At 63.0% G+C, this 25,501-nt stretch carries 18 protein-coding genes; 15 read left to right on the forward strand and 3 right to left on the reverse strand.

Going from position 1 to position 25,501, the window contains the following annotated elements; translation table 11 throughout:
* Positions 1-93: 93 nt before the first annotated feature.
* Positions 94-1,242 carry a flavin-containing monooxygenase gene (locus tag ACSSVG_RS17200; protein WP_492415722.1) on the forward strand — a complete coding sequence of 383 codons (1,149 nt, stop codon included), beginning with the start codon at positions 94-96 and terminating at the stop codon, positions 1,240-1,242.
* Here ACSSVG_RS17200 and ACSSVG_RS17205 read toward each other — a convergent pair.
* Positions 1,137-2,132, reverse strand: coding sequence for a DUF389 domain-containing protein (locus tag ACSSVG_RS17205; RefSeq protein WP_231339540.1), 996 nt, complete (start codon positions 2,130-2,132; stop codon positions 1,137-1,139). The two genes, ACSSVG_RS17200 and ACSSVG_RS17205, sit on opposite strands and share 106 nt — an antisense overlap.
* A 226-nt stretch (positions 2,133-2,358) precedes the next feature.
* On the opposite strand from ACSSVG_RS17205, the gene ACSSVG_RS17210 reads away from it, so the two are divergent.
* The 4 genes from ACSSVG_RS17210 (at position 2,359) to ACSSVG_RS17225 (ending at position 10,266) form a co-directional block, all read left to right on the forward strand.
* Entirely contained in the window at positions 2,359-4,419 is a 2,061-nt protein-coding gene (locus ACSSVG_RS17210) for an acyltransferase family protein (RefSeq protein WP_492419235.1), read from the forward strand.
* Positions 4,416-6,500, forward strand: coding sequence for an acyltransferase family protein (locus ACSSVG_RS17215; protein WP_492415723.1), 2,085 nt, complete (start codon positions 4,416-4,418; stop codon positions 6,498-6,500). Before ACSSVG_RS17210 ends, ACSSVG_RS17215 begins: the two co-directional genes overlap by 4 nt.
* A 272-nt stretch (positions 6,501-6,772) precedes the next feature.
* Positions 6,773-8,284, forward strand: a complete 1,512-nt coding sequence (guaB, locus tag ACSSVG_RS17220; RefSeq protein WP_253468657.1) for an IMP dehydrogenase — start codon at positions 6,773-6,775, stop codon at positions 8,282-8,284.
* 104 nt (positions 8,285-8,388) lie between these two features.
* Positions 8,389-10,266 carry an ABC transporter ATP-binding protein gene (locus ACSSVG_RS17225; protein ID WP_492415724.1) on the forward strand — a complete coding sequence of 626 codons (1,878 nt, stop codon included), beginning with the start codon at positions 8,389-8,391 and terminating at the stop codon, positions 10,264-10,266.
* 3 nt (positions 10,267-10,269) lie between these two features.
* Here the strand turns inward: ACSSVG_RS17225 and ACSSVG_RS17230 are convergent, their stop codons facing one another.
* Positions 10,270-10,920, reverse strand: a complete 651-nt coding sequence (locus ACSSVG_RS17230) for a hypothetical protein (protein WP_492415725.1) — start codon at positions 10,918-10,920, stop codon at positions 10,270-10,272.
* A gap of 228 nt (positions 10,921-11,148) precedes the next feature.
* Here ACSSVG_RS17230 and ACSSVG_RS17235 point away from each other — a divergent pair, with 228 nt between their 5' ends.
* The 10 genes from ACSSVG_RS17235 (at position 11,149) to ACSSVG_RS17280 (ending at position 24,651) form a co-directional block, all read left to right on the forward strand.
* Entirely contained in the window at positions 11,149-12,285 is a 1,137-nt protein-coding gene (locus ACSSVG_RS17235) for a GuaB3 family IMP dehydrogenase-related protein (protein ID WP_159703872.1), read from the forward strand.
* A gap of 155 nt (positions 12,286-12,440) precedes the next feature.
* A complete protein-coding gene (locus ACSSVG_RS17240; RefSeq protein ID WP_492415726.1) occupies positions 12,441-13,319 on the forward strand; it encodes a WXG100 family type VII secretion target in 879 nt (292 codons plus the stop codon).
* A gap of 49 nt (positions 13,320-13,368) precedes the next feature.
* Positions 13,369-14,001, forward strand: a complete 633-nt coding sequence (locus ACSSVG_RS17245) for a hypothetical protein (RefSeq protein ID WP_492415727.1) — start codon at positions 13,369-13,371, stop codon at positions 13,999-14,001.
* Positions 14,002-14,108: 107 nt separating this feature from the next.
* Positions 14,109-14,639: a hypothetical protein gene (locus ACSSVG_RS17250; protein ID WP_492415728.1), complete on the forward strand. Its 531-nt coding sequence runs from the start codon at positions 14,109-14,111 to the stop codon at positions 14,637-14,639.
* A gap of 75 nt (positions 14,640-14,714) precedes the next feature.
* The gene (locus tag ACSSVG_RS17255; RefSeq protein ID WP_492415729.1) at positions 14,715-16,469 is read left to right on the forward strand and encodes a glycerol-3-phosphate dehydrogenase/oxidase; all 1,755 of its coding nucleotides are present in this window, start codon (positions 14,715-14,717) and stop codon (positions 16,467-16,469) included.
* Between the two features lie 48 nt (positions 16,470-16,517).
* Entirely contained in the window at positions 16,518-17,006 is a 489-nt protein-coding gene (locus tag ACSSVG_RS17260) for a PTS sugar transporter subunit IIA (RefSeq protein ID WP_231339549.1), read from the forward strand.
* Positions 17,007-17,256: 250 nt separating this feature from the next.
* Positions 17,257-18,129: an SURF1 family protein gene (locus ACSSVG_RS17265; protein ID WP_492415730.1), complete on the forward strand. Its 873-nt coding sequence runs from the start codon at positions 17,257-17,259 to the stop codon at positions 18,127-18,129.
* Positions 18,126-18,626 (forward strand): DUF3817 domain-containing protein, encoded by a 501-nt coding sequence (locus ACSSVG_RS17270; protein ID WP_231339551.1) that lies wholly within the window; start codon positions 18,126-18,128, stop codon positions 18,624-18,626. Before ACSSVG_RS17265 ends, ACSSVG_RS17270 begins: the two co-directional genes overlap by 4 nt.
* Before the next feature lie 107 nt (positions 18,627-18,733).
* Entirely contained in the window at positions 18,734-20,323 is a 1,590-nt protein-coding gene (gene guaA / locus ACSSVG_RS17275) for a glutamine-hydrolyzing GMP synthase (protein WP_492415731.1), read from the forward strand.
* Positions 20,324-20,487: 164 nt separating this feature from the next.
* Positions 20,488-24,651, forward strand: coding sequence for an AAA family ATPase (locus ACSSVG_RS17280; RefSeq protein WP_492419237.1), 4,164 nt, complete (start codon positions 20,488-20,490; stop codon positions 24,649-24,651).
* Positions 24,652-24,677: 26 nt separating this feature from the next.
* Here ACSSVG_RS17280 and cpaB read toward each other — a convergent pair whose 3' ends face one another.
* Positions 24,678-25,487 carry a Flp pilus assembly protein CpaB gene (gene cpaB / locus ACSSVG_RS17285; RefSeq protein WP_492415732.1) on the reverse strand — a complete coding sequence of 270 codons (810 nt, stop codon included), beginning with the start codon at positions 25,485-25,487 and terminating at the stop codon, positions 24,678-24,680.
* Positions 25,488-25,501: the final 14 nt, after the last annotated feature.

Raw genomic sequence — 25,501 nt, forward strand, 5'->3', positions numbered from 1 at the left:
ATGCGCAATTCGGCCGACGCGGTGGCGGAGTCCGCAGCAATATCTTGGCTGTATCAGCACCCAGGCAGCACCACAGATGGAAGGGGAACAGCCATGGAAGCGCATCAGGACACAGAAATGGACACCGTGATCGTGGGAGGTGGCCAGGCCGGGCTCGCGCTCGGGTTCTGGCTGGCCCGGGAAGGGCGGGACTTCCTGATCCTGGATCAATACAAGAGGCCGGGGGAGGCCTGGCGGCAGCGGTGGGACTCCCTCAAACTCTTCACACCCGCCAAGTATGACGGCCTTCCGGGCAGTCCATTCCCCGGCGACCGCCTGGCTTTCCCAACCAAGGATCAGTTGGCCGATTACTTGGAGGACTATGTACGCCGCTTCGACCTACCCTTCGTTCCAAGCACCCGTGTGGACGAAATCGTAGCCGACGGCGATGTTTTCGCAGTCCGGGCAGGGGACCGCACCTGGCACGCCCGCAACGTGGTGATTGCCACGGGCGGACACCGTATTCCGAAGCAGCCACCCTTCGCGGGAGAGCTGGATCAAGCGATTGTCCAGCTGCATTCACAGGACTACAAGAACCCGGGTCAACTGCAGGCTGGAACTGTGCTGGTGGTCGGCCTGGGAAACTCCGGGGCGGAGATCGCGTTTGAGCTCGGGCGATCCCATCACACTGTGCTTGCCGGCAAGCCCAGTGGCGAGATGCCGATGCGCCACGGCCGGACAGCGGCGCGTTTTGCCTTGCCGGTCGTCAAATTCCTTGGTGTCCATGTCCTCACGCTCAACACGCCCATCGGACGAAAGGCAGCTCCGGGTTTTAAGAGCATGGCTGCCCCGCTGATCAGGACAAAGACCAAGGACCTGGCGGCCGCCGGAGTCCAGCTTGGCCCCAGATTGGAGGGGGTTTCACACGGTTTGCCGGTCTTGGATGATGGGACACGGGTCGAGGCCGCAAACGTTATCTGGTGCACGGGCTATCACGAGGATTACTCGTGGGTGAAGCTGCCGGTGTTCGACGATCGAGGTGAGCCGAGGCAGACCAGGGGAGTGGCCAACGACGTTCCAGGCGTGTACTTCATCGGCCAGGAGTTCCTGTTCGCTGCCGCGTCGGCAACACTTCCCGGAGTTGCCCGCGATGCCCGCTACCTGGCCCGCCGGTTGGCGAAGGAGCGTCGGCCCATGTCAGCGCGTCGTCCTGAGGCGGATGGTCGCCGGGCCAGGGAGACCCGCTTGCCGACGAGCCGGTAGAACAGCAACACAGCAGCTGCAGCTGACACGATTCCTACCAGGTTGAGTGCCAGCTGCATGGCTGATCCTGCCGCTTTGCTGTATTCACCCAGCACCAGGGCGACGGCAACATAGCCGGCAGCCGGAACAGTAGTGACGGAAATGAAGACACCCACCAGCGCTGAGGATCGATGCGTGATCATGGAGAGCATTCCCGCCCCGCCCGCGAGTGCAGCCACTATCAGCGAGTATGGGCCCGGATGGTAAATGAACTCGACGGCGGATCCGCGCTCGAGCGTGTCGTCCGGAAACAACCCAAGGGGTACGGACAACCATGCGGCAATTGCGGTGACCACCATGGACAGGGGAAAGCCAACAGCAAGGGCGAGCAGCGAGGCCCGTACCAATCGCCACTTCCGTTCCACCAGTCCCACCGCCAACGCGGCAAGGGGTCCAAACTCCGGCCCAACCACCATGGCACCCACAATTGCGATCGTTGAATCGGTCACAATTCCGATCGCTGCCAACTGTGTAGCAATCACCAGGAATGCCAGGAAGCTCCACGTCAGTTTTGAGTCCTCGCCCGTTTGCCTGGAAACCTCGTCCCAAATGACGGCGTCTGCCGATTCGCCGGGCGCTGCCTTCTCGGCGTCGTCGGCGCGCTTGGACAAGACCAAGTCGGGTGACGAGACGGAGATTGAGCCCAGGTCCGGAACCTTGAGGGCATGAAGCCGCCCGATCAGCCCTTCCGCGGATTCCCGGGCGATCTGGACGGTGATCACGTCGCCGGGCGGTACCACGGACGCGCCTTTGTGAAGTGCCACCTCCGCGGCGCCGGTTTGACCTGAGCAGCATTCAAGCACGGCCTCGGACAAGTCCGCAGGCACGCAGAGGCGCAGTTGCACGATCATGGATGTCCTTCCTTCGACCCGGCTCCAGCGTAGTTCCGCATGGTGTGGTTTGCGGTGATCCGGGCACAGGCCACGCACAGGCAGGGCTGGGAAAATCCATAGGCTGACCTGAGCTAATTAAGCCTCGGAAGCCGGTCCAGAAGGCTGTCCCGACTGGGTTGGGGCCGCCAATCCGCGTATGATTGATGCTTTGTGCCACAGCTTTGAGGAACTGCCTAACGTGACTATGCCAACGATCCCAGCCCCTGCCCGTGCCGGCAGGCGGCCTTCCGGACCCGTTGCAAAGTCGAAGTTCCGCCCCGAAATCCAGGGCCTTCGGTCCCTCGCCGTCCTCATGGTGGTGAGCTACCACATCTGGATTGGCCGGGTTTCCGGAGGCGTGGACGTCTTCCTCCTTATCTCAGCGTTCCTCATGACGCTGCAGTTCACCGGACGCTACAAGCAGGGCCGCCCCATGGACCTCTTGCGGCACTGGCTGCACCTGTTCCGGCGGCTGCTTCCCGCCGTCGTCGTGGTCCTCTTGAGTACGCTCGCGGCGACCTTCGCCTTCCTCCCACCAACACGCTGGGTGGAGGTGGTCCACCAGGCGTGGGCCGCACTGTTCTACTTCGAAAACTGGCTCCTCCAAGGCCTGGCGGTCAATTACTACGCAACCGACCACAGCCTCGCCAGTCCTCTGCAGCACTTCTGGTCCCTGTCCATCCAAGGCCAGGTTTTCATCTTATGGCCCGTCATTTTCGCCACCGTTGCGCTTATTTGCCGCAGGTTCAGCCTGCGGTACCGGGCCACTCTCGCTTACGTTTTCGCGATCATTTTCGTCATATCCCTCACGTACTCAGTGATCTTTACTGCCAGCAACCAGGCTGTGGCCTACTTCGACACCTTTGCGCGGCTCTGGGAGTTCGCCCTCGGTACCTTGCTTGCACTGATCATCCCGGGCTTGAACTTCGCGAAGCCCGTGCGAGTGGTCATGGGGTGGATCGGTGTGGTTGCGATGCTCACGTGTGGGATCCTGCTCCAGGTGCAGACGGCGTTCCCCGGATTCGTTGCGCTGTGGCCCACGCTCGCGGCAGTCGCCGTCATTGCCGCCGGCCAGACCGGGAGCCGCTTCGGCGTGGACAGGATCCTGAGTTCAAAGTTCCTGGTTCGGTTGGGCGACAACTCCTATGCCCTCTATCTGTGGCACTGGCCCATTTTGGTGATCGCCCTGGCCTGGAGCGGCAAGGACCACGCAGGCTGGTTGTCGGGAACCGCCATCATCGCGCTGGCGCTCACGTTGGCTTTCCTAACCACCAAGTATGTGGAGAAGCCGTTCCGTGAATGGAAATGGCCCGAGGTCAAGCGCCGCCGCTCTGCCATCGCCATCGCCGCCTGCCTTGCCGTGGCGTGCGCGCCGCTCTTGGGGTTCCAGTACAAGCAGGACCTGGACCTCAAAGCGGCCCAGGCGCAGGCTTTCAATGACAACCCTGGCGCCCACGCACTCGTCCCCGGATACGTTGACCTGGTCAGCGACGGTGCGAAGACCCTTCCCACGGCTGAGCAATTGCCGGAGGACTGGGCAACTCTCGCAGGACCGTGCGAGGGCGGGTCGAAACCGGACGAAAAGATGCTGCAGGATAAATGCCAGCAGAACGCCGTGGCGGACGACGACGCCGTCAAGGACATCCTGGTGCTGGGCGACTCGCACTCGCAGCAATGGTTGGCCGCACTTGGCCCCCTTGCCGAGGCCGAACACTGGAAGGTAACCGCCCTCTTGCTGGGCGGATGCCATTTCATGCCGGACAACCCCGACGCCGAGGACGGCTGCAACGACTTCAACGCCGCCGCCTTCAAGTACGCCGCGGCCCAAGCGCCGGACGCTGTTTTCATGGTGGGAACCATGGCATCGCCGTCATCGCCCGATGAGCAGTTGGTGTACGGCTTTGAGCAGACGGTCACCAACTTCAACGACCTCGGCATTGAGGTTGTGGCTATCCGTGACAACCCGCGGTACGACTACAACGTCACCGAATGTGCCTTGTCCAAGGGCGTGGACAGCGCTGACTGCAAGTCTGACCAGCCCGACGTCCTCGCCACGGAAAGCCCGTTCGCTGCCGTGCAGGGGAGCTTTGGCAGCGCCGCGTTCCTGGACATGACCGACCTGCTGTGCGATGGCATCACGTGTCCGAGCGTGGTGGGCAACATGTTCGTGTACTTGGATGACAACCACCTGTCCAGGACATATGTGACCAGCATGGCCGAGATGTTTGAAGAAAGGTGGTTTGCCGCGACCGGGTGGCAGCGATGATGAACACTCAAGCTACCGAAACGGCACCCGCCGTCGGACAGAAACGCACGACGTCGAAAGCCGGCTTCCGTCCGGAGGTCCAAGGACTGCGCGCACTGGCTGTTCTGATGGTGGCGACCTACCATATTTGGCTTGGCCGGGTCTCCGGCGGTGTGGACGTCTTTCTGCTGATCTCGGCATTCCTGCTGACGTTGTCGTTCACGCGCAAACTGGAAAGCCATAAGCCCTTACGGCTCCTGCGGCACTGGCTCCACGTCTTCAAGCGGCTGCTGCCCGCCGTCGTCGTGGTCCTGTTGGGTGTCCTGACGGCCACCTGGGCCTTCATCCCCCAGAGCCGCTGGCCGGATGTCCTCGCTGAGGCGTGGGCGTCGCTGTTGTACCGGCAGAACTGGCAGTTGGCTGACACGGCCGTGGACTACTACGCCCAGGATCATTCGGGTGCCAGCCCGCTCCAGCATTTCTGGTCCCTGTCCGTCCAAGGCCAGGTGTTCATTCTGTGGCCGCTGGTCTTCGCCGCCGTTGCTTTGTTGCAGCCGCAGTTGGCCAGGCTTTTCCCGGGCCGGAAGGCTGTTGCCCACCGGGCATTGCTGTTCTTGGCGTTCGGGGCAGTGTTCGTGGCCTCGCTTGCTTTCTCCATCGAGCAGACCGCCAACAACCAGGAGTACGCCTACTTCGATACCCGCGCACGTCTGTGGGAATTCGCCCTGGGCTCTTTGCTGGCGCTGGCCCTGCCTTACCTGAAGCCTGGACGCCGGCTCCGCGTCTTCCTTGGGTGGACCGGGATCACCGCCATGCTCGCCTGCGGTCTGGTCCTGACCGTGGATCGCTCTTTCCCGGGGTTCGTGGCGCTGTGGCCTACCCTCGCCGCCGCGGCGGTCATCGTGGCAGGACAGAGCGGCAGCCGTTTCGGCGTGGATCGCCTCCTCAGCTCGCGGCCTCTGGTCCTGGTGGGCGATAACTCCTATGCCCTCTATCTCTGGCATTGGCCTGTCCTTGTCTTCTTCCTGTTGGTTTCCGGGGCAACTTCACCCAACCTCCTCCAGGGCCTGGGCATCATGGCCGCCTCCATGCTGCTGGCCGTGGCCACCACCAAGTACGTGGAAGTACCAATGCGCCGCTGGGAGTGGCCCGACGTACGGTCCTGGCGTGCCGCCGTCGTGATTGCCTGCTGCGGTGCGCTGCTGGCGCTGCCTGTCACCGCGTGGCAGGGCGCCATTGCGGCGGAAGGCGCAGCGATCGCGGACCAGCCCAAGGAGCTGACCCCGGGAGCCGCAGCCCTGTCCCCGGAGTACGTCGGCGCGCCCACGCAGGAAGCCATGATCATCCCGGCACCGGCTGCCATGAAGGACGAGTGGGCAGACATCGACGGACTCTGCACGGGCGACAATGTGCCGTCGGACCCTCTGTTGGAAGGGTGCCTGCAGAACGAGGAGCCCGAGGAAGTCACCAAGGAAATCGTGGTGCTCGGCGATTCGCATGCCCAGCAGTACATGGCTGCCCTGGGCCCGATTGCCAAGCAGCATGGATGGGAAGTGGTCACGCTCCTGAAGGGCAGCTGCCGGTTCGGGGCAGAGTCCCCTGAACGGACTCAGGAGTGCAACGAGTTCAACCAGGCCAGTGCCGCCTATGTCATGGAACATAAGCCGGATGCCGTGTTCACCGTTGCTTCCCTGACGCACGTCACGGCGCCTTTCGAGACGGAAGTCCCCGGTTACCTCGAGGGAATCCAGCCGTTCACGGATGCCGGCATCGATGTTGTGGGTGTCCGTGACAATCCGCGGTTCAGCATCAACATGCCTGAATGCGTGCAGAAGAAGGGACCCGATTCGCCGGACTGCAATGCCCCGCTCGAGGAGTCCTTGGCGGCGTCGTCGCCCTTGGACGATTACCTGGGCAAGGTGGAGCGGCTTTACCTGATGGACATGAGCGATTTCATCTGCGAGCAGGGGACATGTCCGGCCGTGGTGGGCAACGTCTATGTCTACAAGGACGACAACCACCTCACCAAAACGTACGTGCAGAGCATGATTCCCATGTTTGAAGAGCGCCTCCTGGCCGCCACGGGATGGTCCGGCGGCTAGTTTCGTCCTTCGGTTGGGTTCGGCCTGCGGCCGGGCTTCGACACGCGCGACGCCGGCCTGCCGCCAGTGCTGTTGCTCACACTGGGGCGTCGCGGAATATGGCGATAGGCGCGAAGGTTCTACTATTTATTCAATACCCGGCAGCACTTTCTCCCACGCAGTACCCATGCCGAAGTACCGATGCACAGGCCAGTCCCGTAATGACGGGCTGGTCATCAGTTGCAACCCCTACCAGTTAAGCCCCCAAGAACCCAGGTAAGAGGCGCACACTCATGACCCAGCCCGAACACAATCCCTTTGGCTTTGTCGGCCTGACGTACGACGACGTCCTGTTGCTCCCGGGCCACACCGATGTCATTCCGTCCGACGCGGACACGTCGTCCCGCATCTCCAAGCGCATCTCCGTGCAGACCCCGCTGCTCTCCGCTGCCATGGACACGGTGACCGAATCCCGCATGGCCATCGCCATGGCCCGTCAGGGTGGTTTGGGCGTGGTGCACCGCAACCTGTCCATCGATGACCAGGCCGAGCACGTTGACCGCGTCAAGCGCAGCGAGTCCGGCATGATCACCAACCCACTGACCATTGGCCCCCAGGCCACGCTGCAGGAACTGGACGAACTGTGTTCCCGCTACCGCGTCTCCGGCCTTCCCGTCGTGGATGCTGACGGACGCCTGCTGGGCATCGTCACCAACCGCGACACCCGCTTCATTCCGGAGTCGGAATTCCCGCTGCGCAGCGTCAGCGACGCCATGACCAAGATGCCGCTCATCACCGGGCACGTGGGTATCAGCCGCGAGGAAGCCTCGCACAAGCTGGCCACCAACAAGATCGAGAAGCTCCCGCTCGTTGACGAGCAGGGCCGCCTCAAGGGCCTGATCACCACCAAGGACTTCACCAAGGCTGAGCAGTACCCGCTGGCCACCAAGGACGACGAAGGCCGCCTGCGCGTCGGTGCTGCCATCGGCTTCTTCGGCGACGGCTGGGAGCGCGCCATGAAGCTCATCGACGCCGGCGTGGATGCTTTGTTCGTGGACACCGCCAACGGTCACTCCCAGGGCGTGCTTGACATGATCCGCCGCCTGAAGTCGGATCCGATTGCTGCCCACGTGGACATCATCGGTGGGCAGGCCGCAACCCGTGAAGGCGCCCAGGCGCTGATCGACGCCGGCGCCGACGGCATCAAGGTAGGCGTTGGCCCCGGATCCATCTGCACCACCCGCGTTGTTGCCGGTGTCGGCGTTCCGCAGATCACCGCTATCTACGAATCCGCCAAGGCAGCCATCCCGGCCGGAGTTCCGCTGATCGCCGACGGCGGCCTGCAGTACTCCGGCGACATCGGCAAGGCACTGGTCGCCGGTGCCGACACCGTGATGCTCGGCTCCCTGCTGGCTGGCTGCGAGGAATCGCCGGGCGAACTCATCTTCGTCAACGGCAAGCAATTCAAGAGCTACCGCGGAATGGGCTCCCTCGGTGCCATGCAGTCCCGCGGCAAGAACACGTCCTACTCCAAGGACCGTTACTTCCAGGCCGACGTCTCTGGCGATGACAAGCTGATCCCCGAGGGCATCGAAGGCCGCGTAGCCTTCCGCGGCCCGTTGGCTTCCGTTGCCTACCAGTTGGTTGGCGGCCTCCGCCAGACCATGTTCTACACGGGCGCACCCACCATCTCCGAGCTCAAGGCCCGCGGCAAGTTCGTCCGCATCACCCCTGCCGGGCTCAAGGAATCGCACCCGCACGACATCCAAATGACAGTGGAAGCCCCCAATTACGGCTCACGCTAAGAATCGCCTGTTCCCCGCGGAGACCTCCGCGGGGAACAGTTCTTTAACGGACCGGCTGTTGACGGGCAAGCGGAATTGTCGGCCCGGGAGAATAGGCTGGGGGCATGTCTGAAAAGCCCGCACAACCGCGGCACCCGGAGTCCATCCGGCTGAACAACACGCCGCCCCGCAAGCTGGCGCTGCGTCCCTATGCACGCGCCGTCGGGCAGGTCCTGAAGGTGAGCTTCAAGGCCTCACCCGTCGCGGTGATCATGAAGGTGCTTGGCTCGTTGATCTCCGCCACGCTTCCGTTGGTCACCACCTACTTCGCCGCCCTGACCACCACAGCCTTGGCAGCCGGTTATGCGGGGGATCCCAACGCCGGTCCCCAAGCCATCCTGTACGTCGTCATCACTGCTGCGCTGGGGTTGTTTTGGGGTGCCTTCAGCAGTGTTGACCGCTACATCCAACAGCTCATGAGCTTCAAGGTGGGCGCGATCGTAGGGGACATGATGTACCAGCGTTTCCTGGCGCTGGAGTTTTGGCGTTACGACGACAAGGAAACGGTGGACCTTTACGACCGCGCGAAGCGGTTCTCGGACTCCTACGCCCGCGTGCTGGACAGGATTGCCGCAATCTTCACCCAACTGGTCTCCGTGATCCTCGCCATCGGTGCGCTGGTCCTGGTCAGTTGGTGGATCGCCGTCATCGTTCTGGTGGCCATCGTGCCCAGTGTGTATCTGCAGTTCAAACTGTCGCGTGAGCAGATCGCGCACTGGAACACCCAAGTGGATTCGCGCCGGCAACGCCGGATGATCGAACAGAACCTGCTTCGTCCGCAGCACATCGCGGAGATGCGGCTCTACGGCATTGTTGGATACCTGATGGACCTGCGATCACGGCTGCGGGACGCAGACGAGAAGCGACGCTTGGATTTCCAGAAGCGGTATATTCCCAAACAGCTGGCTGCGGACTCCCTGCAGTATGGCGCCGAGGTGGTTTCCCTGATCTGGGTGGTCGGGCAGATCATCGCCAGGGCCCAGCCGGTGGGTCAGTTCCTCTACGTACAGCAGATTGTGAGCCGGGCACTTTCCACGGCCAACAGTCTTGTCTCTTCCCTGAGTTCCATCGACGAGGACCTCGCCAACCTCAAGGATTATGAGCTGTTCATGGCCCTGCCTGTTCCCAGCGGCAACGAAAAACCCCTGACCATTTCGCCCACCACCGTGGAGCTCCGCGACATCCGCTTCAGCTATACCGGAAGCGACATCGAGGTCATCAAGGGCATTTCGATGACCATCACGGCGGGCCAGCACATTGCGATTGTCGGCGAAAACGGCGCGGGAAAGTCCACACTGATCCGTATCCTTGCGGGACTGTACCGGCCTGACTCCGGCCACGTACTGCTCGACGGCGTGGATCTTGCCGGGATCGACGTCACCAGCTGGCACAGGCACCTCGCTGTGCTGAGCCAGGAGTTCCTGAAGTACGAGTTCGCCACCGCCGCGGAAAACATCTACCTCGGCGACGTGGACCAACCCCGGAACGATGACCGCATCAGGCGGGCGGCCTCTGACGCCGAAGCCATGGAGTTCATCAACAAACTGCCCAACGGCTTGGAAAACCATGTCAGCAACTGGATGGAGGACCCGCGTGGTCGCAAGGGCAGTGGGCTGTCCGGCGGGCAGTGGCAGCGGCTGGCCATGGCGCGCAACTTCTACCGGGATGCCTCATTCATGGTCATGGACGAGCCCACATCAGCCATAGATGCCTTGGCAGAGCACCGTATCTTCACCAGGCTCTTCGCCGACCGAAGCAGTACCATCATCGCCATCAGCCACCGCTTGGCCACCATCGAGAAGGCCGACATCGTGTACATGCTCGAAGATGGCCGGATTGCGGAGCAGGGGACTCACAAGGAGCTGGTGGCGTTGAGGGGCCGCTACTTCCGGATGTTCGAGTCCCAACTCTCTGTGGACGAAACCAGCCAGAACACCCCCTGAGAATTAGAGCGGGCCGTATCCTGCGTTGCCGTAGGGATCACGCCACGTGGCGAGGTCCTGTTCCAGCATCGCCCGGAAATGGGGATCTGTTGCAGCCTTGCGGCGAAGGGACTCCCTCGAACGGCCCGCGATGGTGGCCGGGACGATGATCCCCACCACGAGGAGGCACACCATGAAGGCAAGAACCGTAGCCAGCGTCAGCAGCGCGGCAGGATCCTGCCACGTCGATGGCTTGGCCATGAGGGCGAACAGCCCTATGAAGGCGATCAGGATGAACCCCACGAATGAAAGCGCGCCCCGTAGGCTCCCGGGCCCACGATTGACGATCGCCCGGCTGGTTCGCGGCAACCGGTCCCGTACCCGTAGGTAGAAGACGCAGGAGAGCACGGCGAGTGCCGCGCCGGGAAGGCTGAGGGAGGGAACCGGCACCAGCGTGCCCAACCGGATGGTGAGGATGACACCCAGGAGGATGAGGACTGCCCCCATGCCAACGCCGGCGGCCCAAGCGCCCATGTAGGAACCTCTCGCATCAGCGATCTCGCGAAGACGGGAGCGCGCACCGGCCGGAGTAATGGCGGAGAGCTCCGTGGAAAGCCAGTAGTCCAGGGGGAGGGCAGAGCGGGAAAGTGGAGTGGGGCCGGTCTGGTAGCTCACCAGGGGTTTTCCTCCAGGGCTAGGGGAGCAATGAGCTCATGGTTGGTGATGGCCGACGCCTGGCCTTCTTCGTTCTGGGTGGTCATTACTGCCTTCTCCTCAGCGGTTCTGAGTCCAGTTTAGGAAGTGGCGTGATCAGGTAAGCCATCCCGGAGTCCATTGGCACACTTTGTGAAGTGTTTATTTGCCGAATCGGGGTTCTGGGAGGGGTCCAGTAAAGTAAGAGCCGTGACTTATGAGATTGAGATTGGCCGTGGCAAGCGTGGGCGTCGTGCCTACTCCCTGGATGACATCGCGATCGTCCCGAACCGCCGGACGCGTGACCCGAAGGACGTCTCTGTCTCCTGGCAGATCGACGCCTACAAGTTCGACACCCCCGTGATCGCGGCACCCATGGACTCGGTGATGTCTCCGGACACTGCAATCGCCTTTGGCCGGCTCGGAGGCCTTGGTGTTCTGGACCTTGAAGGTCTCTGGACCCGCTACGAGGACCCCCAGAAGGTCCTTGACGAGATCGCCGCCCTGGCCGATGAGACCAGCAGCCCGGCCGTTACCCGCCGCATGCAGGACCTCTATCAGGCGCCCGTCCAGCCCGAACTCATCAGCTCCCGCCTTGCAGAGATCCGTGCCGCAGGCGTCACCGTTGCAGGCTCTCTGACCCCGCAGCGCACGCAGGAACACTACAAGACAGTGGTGGCTGCCGGCGTCGACATCTTTGTCATCCGCGGAACAACGGTTTCTGCTGAGCACGTCTCCAAGAACCACGAACCGCTGAACCTCAAGCAGTTCATCTACGAACTTGACGTCCCTGTGATCGTAGGCGGAGCGGCCGGCTACACGCCTGCCTTGCACCTCATGCGTACCGGTGCTGCCGGCGTCCTGGTGGGCTTCGGCGGCGGTGCCACCACCACGACGCGACGAGCCCTGGGTATTCATTCGCCCATGGCTTCTGCCATCTCAGACGTCGCTGCGGCACGTCGCGACTACATGGATGAGTCCGGTGGCCGTTACGTTCATGTCATTGCCGATGGCGGCATGGGCAGCTCCGGCGACATCGTCAAGGCCATTGCCATGGGCGCTGACGCCGTGATGCTCGGCAGCGCGCTGGCACGCGCGGAAGAGGCACCTGGCCGCGGCTGGCACTGGGGTCCGGAAGCGCACCACCTCGAGTCGCCCCGTGGCGACCGCGTCAATGTTGGCACGGTCGGTCCGCTGGAAGAGGTCCTCTTCGGACCTGGCCACCACACGGACGGAACCTCAAACCTGATCGGTGCTCTGCGCCGTTCCATGGCAACCACCGGCTACTCGGACCTCAAGGAGTTCCAGCGGGTTGACGTCGTCGTCTCGCCGTACGCAGGCAACTGACAGCACGGCCCCTGAGGAAGCCCCTATCCTTCCGACTTGTCGGAGGGATAGGGGCTTCCTGTGTCCCGGGGAAGTTCTCCCCATCGCGGCCATCCACCGATCCCAGTAATCTGGCGGCCGAAGAACTTTTGCTGGCAGAGACGTGGGGGTAGGGAATGGCACCGGGCATTTTTGGGGCAGATGTTGCCCAGCTAAGGTCACTGTCCAAAGTGATGGGGGCCTCGGGAAACTCCCTGTCCAGCCTGGAGCTCAACATCAACGGCATCGTCGCGTCCACTGCCTGGAAGGGCGCCGACGGCGAGCGGTTCCGCTCGGAATGGTCCGGGAAGATGCGGCCCATGCTGCACAAGGCCAGCGAATCGCTTCGCACCCAGGCGAAGTCGCTGCTTGTCCAGGCAGATGAGCAGGAACAGGCCAGCCAAGGTTCCGGCGGAACGTCGCAGGGTTCAGGTTCCGGTTCCGGGACGGGGTCCGGGCCAGGGACCACCCCGTTTTCGCCGGTGGTGGAAGCCAACGGCAACACGGGCTACCAAGGGTTGAACTTTGCCGCTTCCGGTGGGGGCTTCATTGCCGACCTCCTCCTCAACAAGATGGCCAAGGCGAATCTCCTGGTACGCCAGCCGTGGAGCCTTCTGGGTGCCCAATTCGGGCAGATGCCCGGCGTTGGGTACCTCAAAGGCACACAGCTCCTGAACGGTCTCTCCATGGTGGGCCGTGCAGCGGGTGTCCTGAGCGTCATCGGGGGTGTGGCGCAGTTTGCGGATGGCTACATGCGCGGCGACGGCTACGCCATGGCCGACGGAGGTATTACCACTGTTCTGGCGGCCGGAAGCTTCGTACCTGTCGTGGGACCCTTCTTTGCCGGTGCCAGCCTCGCATGGGCCGGAATGGGCTTCCTTGCGAAAGGGCTCGGCTACGGGTCCACTTCGGAAATGGTGGTCGACGGCGCCAAAGCCGTCGCCGGTGCCGTAGAGGATGGCGCCAAAGTTGTGGCCGATGGGGCGAAGAAGGTGTGGGGTTGGCTGGGCGGTTGACCGGATTTCCTAAGATAGCGTGGAACCAGCAAACCAACATGAGGACGGCATGACAGAAACAGCAAACCTGGAAACCCTGCGGCTGACGGACCACGAGCTTTTGGCGTTGCTGGCCATGCGCCCAACCAGCGGAGCCGAGAAGACCCGTGAACTGTTCCGGCTTTCCGGGGTCGCGGACAAAGAGGTGCTGGAGCAGGCCGGGATCACCACTTTGCTGGTGCGCGGCCTGGCAGAAGTCGATGGTGAGGACATTGTCCCCGTTGACAGGGGCGCCATAGTGGCCGCAGTTGTTTCCAGTGCAGATGAATGGTTGGAAATGGCCTTGGTTACGCCCAACAGCGACCATGTGCTGTTCACCGCCGGCTCGGACCAAGGGTCCGTTCTCCTCAACCTCAGCCGTTACGGCGTACACGAGGTTCAACCGATTGATTCCCGCTCCGGAATGCTGCCCCTCGGTATTGAGATTGCCCGCCACTACCTGGTGGATGGTCCGGACGGGCTTCCCGCCGCGGCCATGATCAAGCACCACCGGGCTGAGGGGTCCCCGCTCACAGCCCATCTCAAAGCGGGTGCCGACGGTAGCTGGACTCTTGCCACTGGGGACGAAGACAACCCGCCGCACCGTCCAGTCCCGCCTGGCGAGGCCTTCGGCGAATTCGCGGCGGCCCTGACCTTCGCATGAGCCAGCACTTCCCCTCATCCGGACAATGGCCACAGCAGTTCCCCTTGGACTATTGGATCTCTTCCGGCCGCATGGTCCCGGACACCGTACCCTCCGTTTTGAGGGACATGGCGTGGAACAGGGGCCAATTTCTGGGACTCTCTGTGGCGTGCCTCGGTACAGCCGTCAGCCTGCTGGGCGCCGCGCTCCTGGTTCTGGTGCTGGGGGGCAGCCCCGGCGTGGTGATTTCCTTCGCTGGTGTGGGTGTGGCCCTATTCTGCGTCGCTGCCGGACTTCGTGCCAGGCTTCGGGGAGTTCCCAAAGTTCGTCCAGTGATGGCGTCCCGCGCGCCTGGCAAGTTCTCCTCCGGCGTGGGGCTGGCGGTATTCCTCTCGGCCATCTTGGGGGTGGGCCTCTTCCCCGTGGTAAATCCACTGCTTCACGAGGGGGCCGGTCAAGCGCTGGGATTCGTTGCGGCCTACGCCCTCCTGCTGCTGGCAACGGGTTGCCTGTTTGCTGCGCCCGCCTACTTTTCGGAGCACGCCCGCGAGCATTTTCGGCGTCGCATAGCTTCGGATCCGGAACTTCGTCGTGAGCTCGAAGCACTGTCCCTCTCCTGGCACGATCCACAGGGAAACAAGCAGTTCGGGCCACTCTGACCTGTGCCCTGCCCAAGGCGGCAGCCAACAAGTAGGGTAGGGGACTACCAGCTGTTGCGTTTGAGGAGGGGTCCGATGAGCAATGTCGCAGGCGGTCCGCAAGTGAATGCCCCGGGAGCACTTAGCCCGGAATCGCGTGCCGCGTCGATCGAAGTCCTGAAAGCCACTGCGGAAGCCGGCAAGGAGCTCGACATCCTGATTGTCGGCGGCGGAGTGGTGGGTGCTGGAGCGGCCCTGGACGCCGTGACCCGTGGCCTCACGGTGAGCATCGTGGAGGCCAGGGACTGGGCGTCCGGCACGTCGTCGCGGTCTTCCAAGCTTATCCACGGAGGCCTCAGGTACCTGGAGATGCTGGATTTCGGGTTGGTCCAGGAAGCACTCCAGGAACGGGGACTGCTGATCCAACAGATCGCACCCCACCTGGTGCGGCCTGTTCCCTTCCTTTACCCACTGACCCGCAGGTTCTGGGAGCGGCCATACGTGGGCGCGGGCATCATGCTCTACGACACCTTGGGCCTGACATCAGGGCACAGCCGCGGCGTTCCCATGCATAAGCACCTGTTCAGGCGTGGAACACTGCGCGCGGCTCCCAGCTTGAAGGACGACGCCTTCGTGGGGTCCATTCGCTACTACGATGCCCAGGTGGATGACGCCCGGCTTGTGGTGAATGTCGTCAGGACGGCGGCCCATTACGGCGCCCACGCCGCCAACCGGCTTCGTGTGGTGGACTTCCTGCGCGAAGGTGAGCGCGTGGTTGGAGCGAAGCTCGAAAACCAGGAAGACGGCAGCGTCTTCGAAGTCCGGGCCAAGCAAGTGGTCAACGCAACCGGCGTATGGACCGACGAAACACAGGCCATGGTCACTGATAGGGGCCAGCTGAAGGTCCGCGCATCCAAGGGCATCCACCTCGTGGTGCCACGCGACCGCTTCCAGTCCACGGTGGGCCTCATCCTGCGCACGGAGAAGTCCGTGCTCTTCGTGATCCCGTGGGGCCGGCACTGGATCATCGGAACCACAGACACGGACTGGAAGCTGGACAAGGCCCATCCGGCGGCGTCCAGCAAGGACATTGACTACGTCCTGGAGCACGTCAACAAGGTTCTCAAGCGCCCCCTGACCCGCGAGGACGTCGAAGGGGTCTACGCCGGTCTTCGGCCCCTGCTGGCCGGAGAGAATGACTCCACGGCCAAGCTCTCCCGCGAGCATGTCGTCGCCCATCCCGTTCCCGGACTCGTGGTGGTTGCCGGCGGCAAGTACACCACCTACCGGGTCATGGCCAAGGATGCCGTGGATGAGGCCACCAGGGCCATGGATGAACGCGTCCCGTCCAGTTGCACCGAAACCATCCCGTTGCTGGGCGCAGAAGGCTTCAAGGCCGCCTGGAACCGACGGGCCCGGTCGGCGGAGGAGGCCGGGGTGCACGTCGCCCGGGTTGAGCACCTCTTGAACCGCTACGGATCGATGACGTCCGAAGTGCTGGAACTGATCTCCAACCGTCCGGAGTTGGGCGAACCCTTGCCCGGTGCCGATGACTACCTCGCGGCGGAAGTTGTCTACGCAACTACCCATGAAGGAGCCCGGCATGTTCACGACGTTTTGACGCGTCGAACCCGGATCTCGATCGAATCGTGGGACCGGGGTGTGTCTGCCCTCCCCGTAGTGGCTAAGCTGATGGGAGAAATCCTTGGCTGGAGCGAGACTCAGCGCGAAAGCGAAATCAAGCACTACCTCGCGCGCGTGGAGGCTGAACGGCTCAGTCAGCAGCAGCCCGACGACGAATCGGCCGACGCCGCGCGCATGGGAGTGGATGACATCGTTCCCCTTCGCTGAACAGCCCAAGGTAATGCGGCCGGACGGCCACACTGGAGGGAACACGACTTGGCAGAACCACTTGACCGGTATGACGCGGAACTGACCACCCCGGACACCGTCATCCTTGAACTTGTCGCAGAGGACAAGATTGACGCCGCGGCCCAACTGGCCCACAAGCTTCACGCAGCCGGCAGGATCACCAACCTCGAGGGCTTCCTGGAGCAAGTGCACTCACGGGAGCATCAGCTCGCAACAGGACTCCCCGGCGGCATTGGCCTTCCCCATGCACGCAGTGAATTCGTGGACAGGATTTCCATTGCCGTCGGTGTGACCAAGTTCGGCCATGCCCTGGACTTCGGAGCAACGGACGGCCCAGCCACCCTGGTTCTTCTGATCGCCACGCCCGCCAGCTCCTTTTCCGACCACCTCGAGGTTTTGGCCACGCTGGCCCGGTCCCTGTCCAAGGAGTCGTTCCGCGAGTCCCTCCGGCGGGCCCACGATCCTGAAGTCATCTCCGAACTCATCAACTCCAGCCTGGTGTTCTTCGACCACTAGAGATTGGGGCAGGCCCTTTCGTGTCGACTCCGTCGCCACGTAGGGACCCTGCTGCCCCACTCTAGGGCAGGGCTTTTGGTGTCGACTCCGTCGCCACGTAGGGACCCTGCTGCCCCACTCTAGGGCAGGGCTTGTCGTGTCGACTCCGTCGCCACGTAGGGACCCTGCTGCCCCACTCCAGGGCAGAGGGGCTGGCTATCCGCTTTGCCTCGTTTCGTTGTTCTACAGCCGGACGAAGTACGGTTAAGGGGTGTTGAAAACCGCGTTGAAACCCCGCTGGATCGCAGGACTGGTCTTTGCGCTTCTGTTGTCCGGGGTGTTTGTGCTGCTCAGCCAGTGGCAGCTCAGCCGGTCCGCCCAGCACGAGCCTCCCGCGCCGTCCAGCATTGAGGAAGTGAAACCGCTGGTGGACGTCCTCCAGCCCGGCCAATTCTTCCCCGGTTCGGTCTCGGACCAGATGGTGACTGCCACGGGAACGTACGATCCCAGCAAGCAGGTCCTCGTTGAGGGCCGCCTGTACAACAACCAAAAAGGTTTCTGGATCGTCTCCGCCTTTGCCGTCAACAACGCGCCGACGCTGAACGGTGTCGCCGCGTCGCCCCAAACGTGGATCCCTGTTGCGCGCGGCTGGGTGGCCGATGCCGCCCAGGCCGGCCCGCCGCCGTCGGGAACCATCACCTTGACCGGTCGCCTCATTCCTTCTGAAGCACCCGTTCCAAACGTCGACGCCGGTCCAGGCCGTGCGTCCGCGGTGTCCGTTGCCGAACTCATCAATCAGTGGGAAGTATCCAGCTACCCGGGGTTTGTCGCTGCGACATCGGAAGTCTCAGGCGGCGTGACGATTCCCCTCGGCGATGACGTCAAGGCCCTCAATATTCCGCCGCAACCCCCTGCAGAGCAGGTCAATTGGCTGAACCTCTTCTATGCGGTCGAATGGGTTGTCTTTGCGGGATTCTCGATCTTTATCTGGTGGCGGCTTGTGAAGGACGACTACCGTCGCGACCTCGAAGAGGACGAGTACGAAGATGACGACTTCGATGATGTGGACCCCGAGCAGCCGTCCAATGCCGAGGCCACGACAGAACCTACAAGCCCAGAGCCAGAACAAAAGGTGCAGCAATGATTGAGCCAAAACCGGCCATCCAGCCCGAACAATCCGGATCCAAGCCCAAGAAGCGCCGGTTCGGCGGAACGGAAGCCCAGATCCGTTCGGCGTTGAAGTTCTACAAAGTCATGGCATACCTCACGGGCGCCATGCTGCTCCTGCTGTGTGCGGAACTGATCGCCCGGTACGGCTTTGGCGTTTCGCTCTTCGCCGGCGGTACGAGCGCTGTCACAGGCCAGCCCTTTGGCTTCGGTTTCGCGGAATCCGAGCCCAAGGGTGTGATCGGCGGCTTCAATATCTCCACGTCGGTGCTGATCGTGCACGGTTGGATGTACGTGGTCTACCTCGTCTCCAACTTCCGACTGTGGTCCCTCATGCGCTGGCCGTTCTCCAAAATGGTCCTGCTGGCACTTGGCGGAGTTGTCCCGTTGCTGTCCTTCATTGTGGAGAAGAAATTCCACGCCCAGGTCGAGGCCGAACTCGCCGCCAACCCGCAGGCAACCAAACGCTACTAGGCTGTACCGGCATCCAGATGTGAGATGCCTAACGGTAGGGCCGTTTTTGGCCCCCGGCCGCCCTCGCCAACGTGCACCGGGGCGGCCCGGCAAAGTAGTCTTGTCTGGTGACTACTCCCACCGCACCCCAAACTTCCCAGAAGCCGGTGCTGGTTGTTGACTACGGTGCCCAGTACGCGCAGCTGATTGCCCGCCGCGTCCGCGAAGCGAATGTGTATTCGGAAATTGTTCCGCATACCTTCACCACCGAGCAGCTTCTGGCCAAGAACCCGGCAGCCATCATTCTCTCCGGAGGGCCCTCCAGCGTGTACGCAGAGGGAGCTCCGAGCGTCGGCGCGGACCTCTTCGAAGCCGGGGTGCCCGTGTTTGGCATCTGCTACGGCTTCCAGGCCATGGCCAACGCACTGGGCGGCAAGGTGGCCCAGACGGGTCTCCGGGAGTACGGCGCCACTGAAGCGCTTGTTGTAGGCGATGCCCGCTCCATCCTGGACGGCGTCCCCTCTTCCCAGAACACGTGGATGAGCCACGGCGATTCCGTCCACGAGGCCCCTGAAGGCTTCGAAGTGCTCGCCTCGACGGCCGGTGCGCCGGTTGCTGCTTTCGCCAACGAGGAGAAGCGCCTCTACGGCGTGCAGTGGCACCCCGAGGTCAAGCACTCCGTCCACGGCCAGCACGTCCTGGAAAACTTCCTCTTCAAGGGTGCGGGCTTGAGCCCCAACTGGACCACGGGCAACATCCTCGAAGAGCAGGTGGATCGTATCCGCCAGCAAATCGGGGACTCCAAGGTCATTTGTGGCCTCTCCGGTGGTGTCGACTCCGCAGTAGCTGCCGCTTTGGTCCAGCGCGCCGTTGGTGACCAGCTGACCTGTGTCTTCGTGGATCACGGCCTCCTGCGTGAAGGTGAAGCCGAGCAGGTTGAACGCGACTTCGTGGCAGCCACGGGCGTCAACCTCTACGTAGCCAACGAGCAGGAACGCTTCCAGTCGGCTCTTGCCGGCGTCAGCGATCCGGAGACCAAGCGCAAGATCATCGGCCGCGAATTTATCCGGGCCTTCGAGGAAGCGGAGCGGGCCATCATCGCCCAGGCCGCTGCCGAGGGCGAGAAGATCAAGTTCCTGGTCCAGGGAACGCTGTACCCGGACGTCGTTGAGTCCGGTGGCGGCGAGGGTGCTGCAAACATCAAGAGCCACCACAACGTGGGGGGGCTTCCTGAGGATCTGCAGTTCGAACTCGTCGAGCCCCTGCGGGCCTTGTTCAAGGACGAAGTACGTGCCGTCGGTGCACAGCTCGGCCTGCCGCAGGAAATCGTCGGTCGCCAGCCCTTCCCGGGTCCCGGCCTGGGAATCCGCATCGTGGGTGAAGTAACCAAGGAGCGCCTGGACCTGCTGCGCAAGGCTGACGCCATTGCCCGCGCAGAACTGACGGCCGCAGGCTTGGACAACGACGTATGGCAGATGCCCGTGGTCCTCCTGGCGGACGTTCGCAGCGTTGGTGTCCAGGGCGACGGCCGTACCTACGGCCACCCCATTGTGCTGCGCCCGGTGACTTCCGAAGACGCCATGACGGCGGACTGGTCGCGTTTGCCCTATGACCTCCTGGCCCGGATTTCCAACCGCATCACCAATGAGGTGGATGGAGTAAACCGGGTGGTGCTGGATGTGACCAGCAAGCCACCGGGAACCATCGAGTGGGAATAGCAATGTGAGCGGCCGGCTTCCTCTGGGAGGCCGGCCTCTTTGCTTGTATCCGTAAGCACTTCACCGCTTCGAAACCGGCGGGCACCTGTGAAATGACGGCGAATTTCGCGTCGGAACAGCGTTGCGGAGCGGGCTGGCAGGGTATTCCCGCTACCCTCGAAGGTATGCCGGTATGGTCCAAGGCGTCTAAAGCTAGTACAGAAAAGAAGGCAGAAGTTGTGTCAGTAGGTCAAGGCCAGGAAGAGGGCTCCGAAGAGCTCCGTAAATGGCTGTCTGGTCTTAAGCCCGTCACCGGGGCAGACACGATGCTGCGTTTCGTCAAGACGCCCGAAGGCGCCATTGATCTCAGCAACGCCCACCCCTCGGGACTGGCGCAGTTGCTGGCAGGCCGCAGGACGCGCCTGTCCACCCTGATCCGGGACCGCCAACAATATTTGGTGGCGGCGCGGGCAGCACGAAACATCAGGTCCAAGATCTTCGAGCTAAGCAACGATCGCGGTATTGAGGCCGGCTACCTCTCTGCCGGCACTGTGGTCTGGACCTCTGCTGTAGGCGGCAAGCCACAGCGAGTATCGGCCCCCGTGATGCTCACGTCCATCATTCTGACGGTGAGGCCGGGCGAAGACGACTTCGAACTCCAGCTCACCGAGCAGGCCCGCATGAACCCGGCCTTGGTGCGTCACCTCAAATCAGTCCACGGGATTGTCTTTGACGTCAACGCCGTCGCGAGGATGGCCTACAACACTGCGAGGTTTGATCCTCAACCGGTGCTGGATCGCCTGTCCACTCTCGTCCAGCCGATTCACGGTGCCGACGTGGAGTTCAACTTACTGGTCACGACGCTGGCGGACCTTTCCGGCAACCTGGATGATCCTTGGATCAATACAAACAACGCCACTGTTGCGGCGCTCTCCATTGCCGCCAACGGCGGTGACATTGAGGCCGAACCAATCAAGGCAGGCCGTTTCCCCAGCCTTGACCTCCGCGATCCGGCGGATGAGCTCCTCTTGCTCGACGCTGATACTGATCAGCAGTATGTGGTGGATGCCGTTCGTGCAGGAGATTCGCTGGTCGTCAGCACGCCGCCGGGAAGCGGACAGACACAAACAGCCATCAACGCAATCGGTGCGCTGGTCAGCGAAGGCAAGTCGGTGCTCGTGGTGGGGGACAGGCAGTCCAGCCTCGCCGGCCTTTCATCGCACTTGGAATCCCTTGGCTTGGATTCGATGCTCTTCCGCCCCGGCAACGGGACCACCCCGCAGCAGCTCAAGGGCCAGTTGGTCCGGGCCATCATGCGCAATGAAAAAGCACTTGAACCACAACTGGGCAACCTTCACCAGACTCTGACCGGACACCGCCACGCCCTGATGGACCACGTTGCCTCACTGCACAACGTCCGTGAGCGCTGGGGTTGCTCGCCGTACCAAGCAATGCAATCGCTCGCTGAGCTGACGTCCATCCACCCTGCGCCGTCCACGACGGTCCGTCTGAAGCGCAGTGTCCTGGACAACATCAAGGACCGTGAGGAACTCGCTGGCCGTTTGCGTCGGGCTGCCGAGCTGGGCAGCTTCAGCCGGGCTTCCACCACAAGCCCTTGGTATGGAGCCCGATTGGTCACCCGCAAGGAGACCGAGGAAGCGCAGCAGCTCGCCCGCCTGGCAGAGGAGAAGCTGCCCGTCCTGCGGGAGCGGATGAAACAGCTTTCGGACCACGCCGAGATCAGGTTGGGAGAGACGTTCACGGAGTGGGGTGCCCAGCTCGAACTCCTGATTGCCGTCCGCGAAAGCCTGGATAAATTCACTCCGGACATCTTCGACCGTCCGGTGCACGACCTTATTTCCGCTACCGCCAGCTCCGCTTGGCGCCGTGAGCGTAACTTGGAGATGCCCTCCATGCAGCGCTCGCGCCTCCGCCGCGTTGCCAAGGAATACGTGCGGCCCGGTGTCCACATCGCCGATCTCCACAGCTCCCTGGTTCTGGTGCAGGAGCAACGCGCTCTCTGGGCTGGCTACGCCACTACCCAGCGCCACCCGGCTGTCCCTTCCGGGCTTGCCGATCTTGGTGCGCTCTACCGTGAACTCGACGGCGAACTGCGTCGCCTCGGTGAAGCGCTCAAGCACACCAGCGCCGGAGGGTCGCTGCACGGTACGCCGTATCTGGAACTGATGGAGCGGCTGGAACGGCTTGTTGCAGACACAGCCACGTTGGAAACCCTTCCCGAGCGCACCCTCCTGATCGAGGAAATGCGCGAGCATGGTCTCGGCGAGTTGCTTTCCGACTTGGCTGCCAGGGAAGTCCCGGCAGCCTCCGTGGCCGCCGAACTGGACTTGGCCTGGTGGCAGTCCGCTTTGGAAGCCATGATCAGTGGCGACGACTACCTTGCCATGTCCGACGGTGATTCGTTGCGCCGGCTCGAAGCTGAATACCGTCTTGCCGACCAGGCGCACATTGCCAGTGGAGCCGCACGCCTTCGGTGGCAGTTGGCCGGGAAGTGGCGCCAGGGCCTCCTCGAGCACCCGAGACAGGCGGAATTGCTTCGCGCACTGCTGAAGGACGGCCGGGTGACGCTGCCGGCGCTCAGCGCCCAAGCTCCGGAACTTGTGCCGCTGCTGGTCCCTGTTTGGTCGGTCAGTCCCTACCTTCTCACTGGTGTTCTTCCAGCTGAGCAGAAGTTTGACGCGGTTGTGATTATTGACGCCGAATCCACGTCGCTGCAGGCCGTTCTTCCTGCCATTGCCCGGGCGCAGCAGGTTGTGGCCTTCGGCGATGCGAAGATCGCGAACGCGCGCACGTTCAGCGTGGCCGTGGAACCGCCGGTTGCCGGTGTTGCCAGCCACGAGAACGTCGACAGTGCGTTCAAGGCTTTGGCCAGGGTTCTGCCCACATGGCAGCTGAATTGGGTTTACCGCGCCGTGGACGAAGACCTGATCCTGCAGTTGAGCAAGAACTACTACGACGGTGGCCTGCGGCGCCTGCCTGATGGCAACTCGGTCACGGGCCTGGACCGTTCCATCCTCGTCGAGTACATTCCTGACGGCACCGGGCTTCCGGGGGCAGACCACGAAGGTGTCGAGTCCGTCACCGCTGAGGTCAACCGTGTTGTGGACCTGGTGTTCGAACATGCCAGGCTCCGGCCCCGCACGTCGTTGGCCGTAGTGACGGCCAGCCTGCGCCATGCCGCCCGAATCGGCGAGGCCATCAGGTTGCAACTGCCCAACCATCCCTTGCTGGCCACGTTCTTCGGGGCTGGCGCCGAGTCCTTCCGCGTGGTGGACCTTGAGCGTGCGCAGGGGCTGGTGAGGGACCACGTGATCTTCTCCCTTGGCTATGGCCGCACACCTCATGGCCGGGCGCTGCACTCGTTTGGCCCACTGTCCACGGAAGGTGGCAGGAACCGGTTCGCCTTGGCGATGACCCGTGCCCGGCGTTCCATGCACGTCCTGAGTTGTTTCCGACCCGAGGACCTCGACCTTGATCGCTTGGCTCACGGTGCGGTGGACTTCTACGAACTGTTGGACCGGGAACTCTCGGGAAACAGCAACCTCGGTACGCCCGCGTCCCGCGCTGTTGCCAGTGAGCAAGCGCTCGGCGAGGACCCGCTGGTGGCCGACCTTGGCGAGCGTCTGCGTGCCCGGGGAGCCCGTGTCTGGCATCTCTACGATGGCGTGCTGGACATCGCGGCCGCCGCGGATCCAGTCCACACCATCGGCCGTGAGGGTGCAGAGATCCCTACCCCCGTCGCAATCGAATCCGATGGCACAGAACGCTACAAGAGGATGAGCGTCCGCGAACGCAGCCGGCTGCGTCCGCAGTTGCTGGAACGCATGGGATGGCGCTACATGTCCCTGTGGACCATTGAAGTGTTTACTGATCCTTCGTCCTGCGCGGACCGCATTGGGTCCTACCTTGGGCTGGAGAATCACATCCCACGGTCGACGTCGCCTGAGCATGGCTTCCTGGACATGGATGTTGAACAATTGAACGTGGAAAAGGGGCAGCCAACGTTTGCGCCGAGTGCGGCACTGCAGGGAGCCGGGGGGCCCGAGGACGCTGCCGGAGAAGCACATGGCTTTGCAGAGAATGGGAAAGAAGCACCACTGATGGAACAAGCATCCGGTCCGGAAAACGGGGCCAAGGCCGAACCCGACGCAACGGGGGCCGACGGTGCCGAAGAAGCTTCGGTCTCCACGACGACCGCGGCCAGGCCCGGCGCCGGCGGGATACTTCCTACTAAAGCTGCGGAAGACGATCCCCGCCGCTGGGGCGATGAGTCCGGCTATGACCACGAGCAGTGGCTCAAAGAGCAAAGGCCTCCGCATTGGGGCTGATCGGCCGCCCGTAGAGGGGTCCCGCATCACGGACTTACCAAAACGAAGAAAAGCTTGCCTTGCGTTGAAGCGCCGGCAAGCTTTTCTGCTTGTTGGGGATCCGCGGCGACCACCACCAAACCCTCGGTGTCGCTGGTACCGAGCCATTCGCCGGTCTTGCCGCCCAAAGCTGAAGTCCAGAGCACTGGGACAGGGCCGGCCAACACCTGGCTTTGCCTGGATTCGTCATAGGAGCCGGCCGCCGTCAGGACCACCGTCACCAACTGGCCGGGGGAGAGAAGCTGGATGGATGACGGGTCTGCCATTCGCAGCGGCACCGCAGCCGCCCCTGTCGGTGCGCCGGTGAGCAGGCCTGGACCAAGAAGATTGGACTCCGTAGGGATCTGCCCCCTGCCCAGGGGTGAGGCAAGTTGGCGGCCAACCAGGGCCTGAACATCTGTCAGGGCGCCGGTGATGGCGAGGTCAGGCGGCACACCCTGGCTGGTGAAGTCGGACTCCGCAAGGCTGGTGCCTGTTGGAAGATCGTGGGCTGCGACAAGGACGCTGATGCGTGCTTCTGATGCCGGCGTCAGTTGTTGGACTGCCATACCGGTGGCAAGGCAGAGCAGGAGGGCAACGGTGAGCCTGCGGTTTCGTCCGATCCAGGAGCCGAATTTTCGCTTGTGGCCCCGGTGGTCAGTGCGATCCCGGGAGCGTGGCGGATTGAACCTTGCGGGAATGCCGCTTAAGACACTGGATCGCCTCGTTCCTGCACGCGGGACCGGGGGCCAAGTGGCGTCGGTTGATGCCGAACGCTCGGCGCGGGCAAGGAAGGCACTGCGTGACTGATGTGGCATGCCGCCACGTTAGC

The organism is Paenarthrobacter sp. E2MeOHC11, from assembly GCF_058744955.1.

Coding starts and splice junctions, on each gene's coding strand:
- ACSSVG_RS17200 (WP_492415722.1), top strand. CDS start 94: ATGGAAGCGCATCAGGACACAGAAATGGACACCGTGATCGTGGGAGGT.
- ACSSVG_RS17205 (WP_231339540.1), bottom strand. CDS start 2,132: ATGATCGTGCAACTGCGCCTCTGCGTGCCTGCGGACTTGTCCGAGGCC.
- ACSSVG_RS17210 (WP_492419235.1), top strand. CDS start 2,359: ATGCCAACGATCCCAGCCCCTGCCCGTGCCGGCAGGCGGCCTTCCGGA.
- ACSSVG_RS17215 (WP_492415723.1), top strand. CDS start 4,416: ATGATGAACACTCAAGCTACCGAAACGGCACCCGCCGTCGGACAGAAA.
- guaB (WP_253468657.1), top strand. CDS start 6,773: ATGACCCAGCCCGAACACAATCCCTTTGGCTTTGTCGGCCTGACGTAC.
- ACSSVG_RS17225 (WP_492415724.1), top strand. CDS start 8,389: ATGTCTGAAAAGCCCGCACAACCGCGGCACCCGGAGTCCATCCGGCTG.
- ACSSVG_RS17240 (WP_492415726.1), top strand. CDS start 12,441: ATGGCACCGGGCATTTTTGGGGCAGATGTTGCCCAGCTAAGGTCACTG.
- ACSSVG_RS17245 (WP_492415727.1), top strand. CDS start 13,369: ATGACAGAAACAGCAAACCTGGAAACCCTGCGGCTGACGGACCACGAG.
- ACSSVG_RS17250 (WP_492415728.1), top strand. CDS start 14,109: ATGGCGTGGAACAGGGGCCAATTTCTGGGACTCTCTGTGGCGTGCCTC.
- ACSSVG_RS17255 (WP_492415729.1), top strand. CDS start 14,715: ATGAGCAATGTCGCAGGCGGTCCGCAAGTGAATGCCCCGGGAGCACTT.
- ACSSVG_RS17270 (WP_231339551.1), top strand. CDS start 18,126: ATGATTGAGCCAAAACCGGCCATCCAGCCCGAACAATCCGGATCCAAG.
- ACSSVG_RS17280 (WP_492419237.1), top strand. CDS start 20,488: ATGCCGGTATGGTCCAAGGCGTCTAAAGCTAGTACAGAAAAGAAGGCA.
- cpaB (WP_492415732.1), bottom strand. CDS start 25,487: ATGCCACATCAGTCACGCAGTGCCTTCCTTGCCCGCGCCGAGCGTTCG.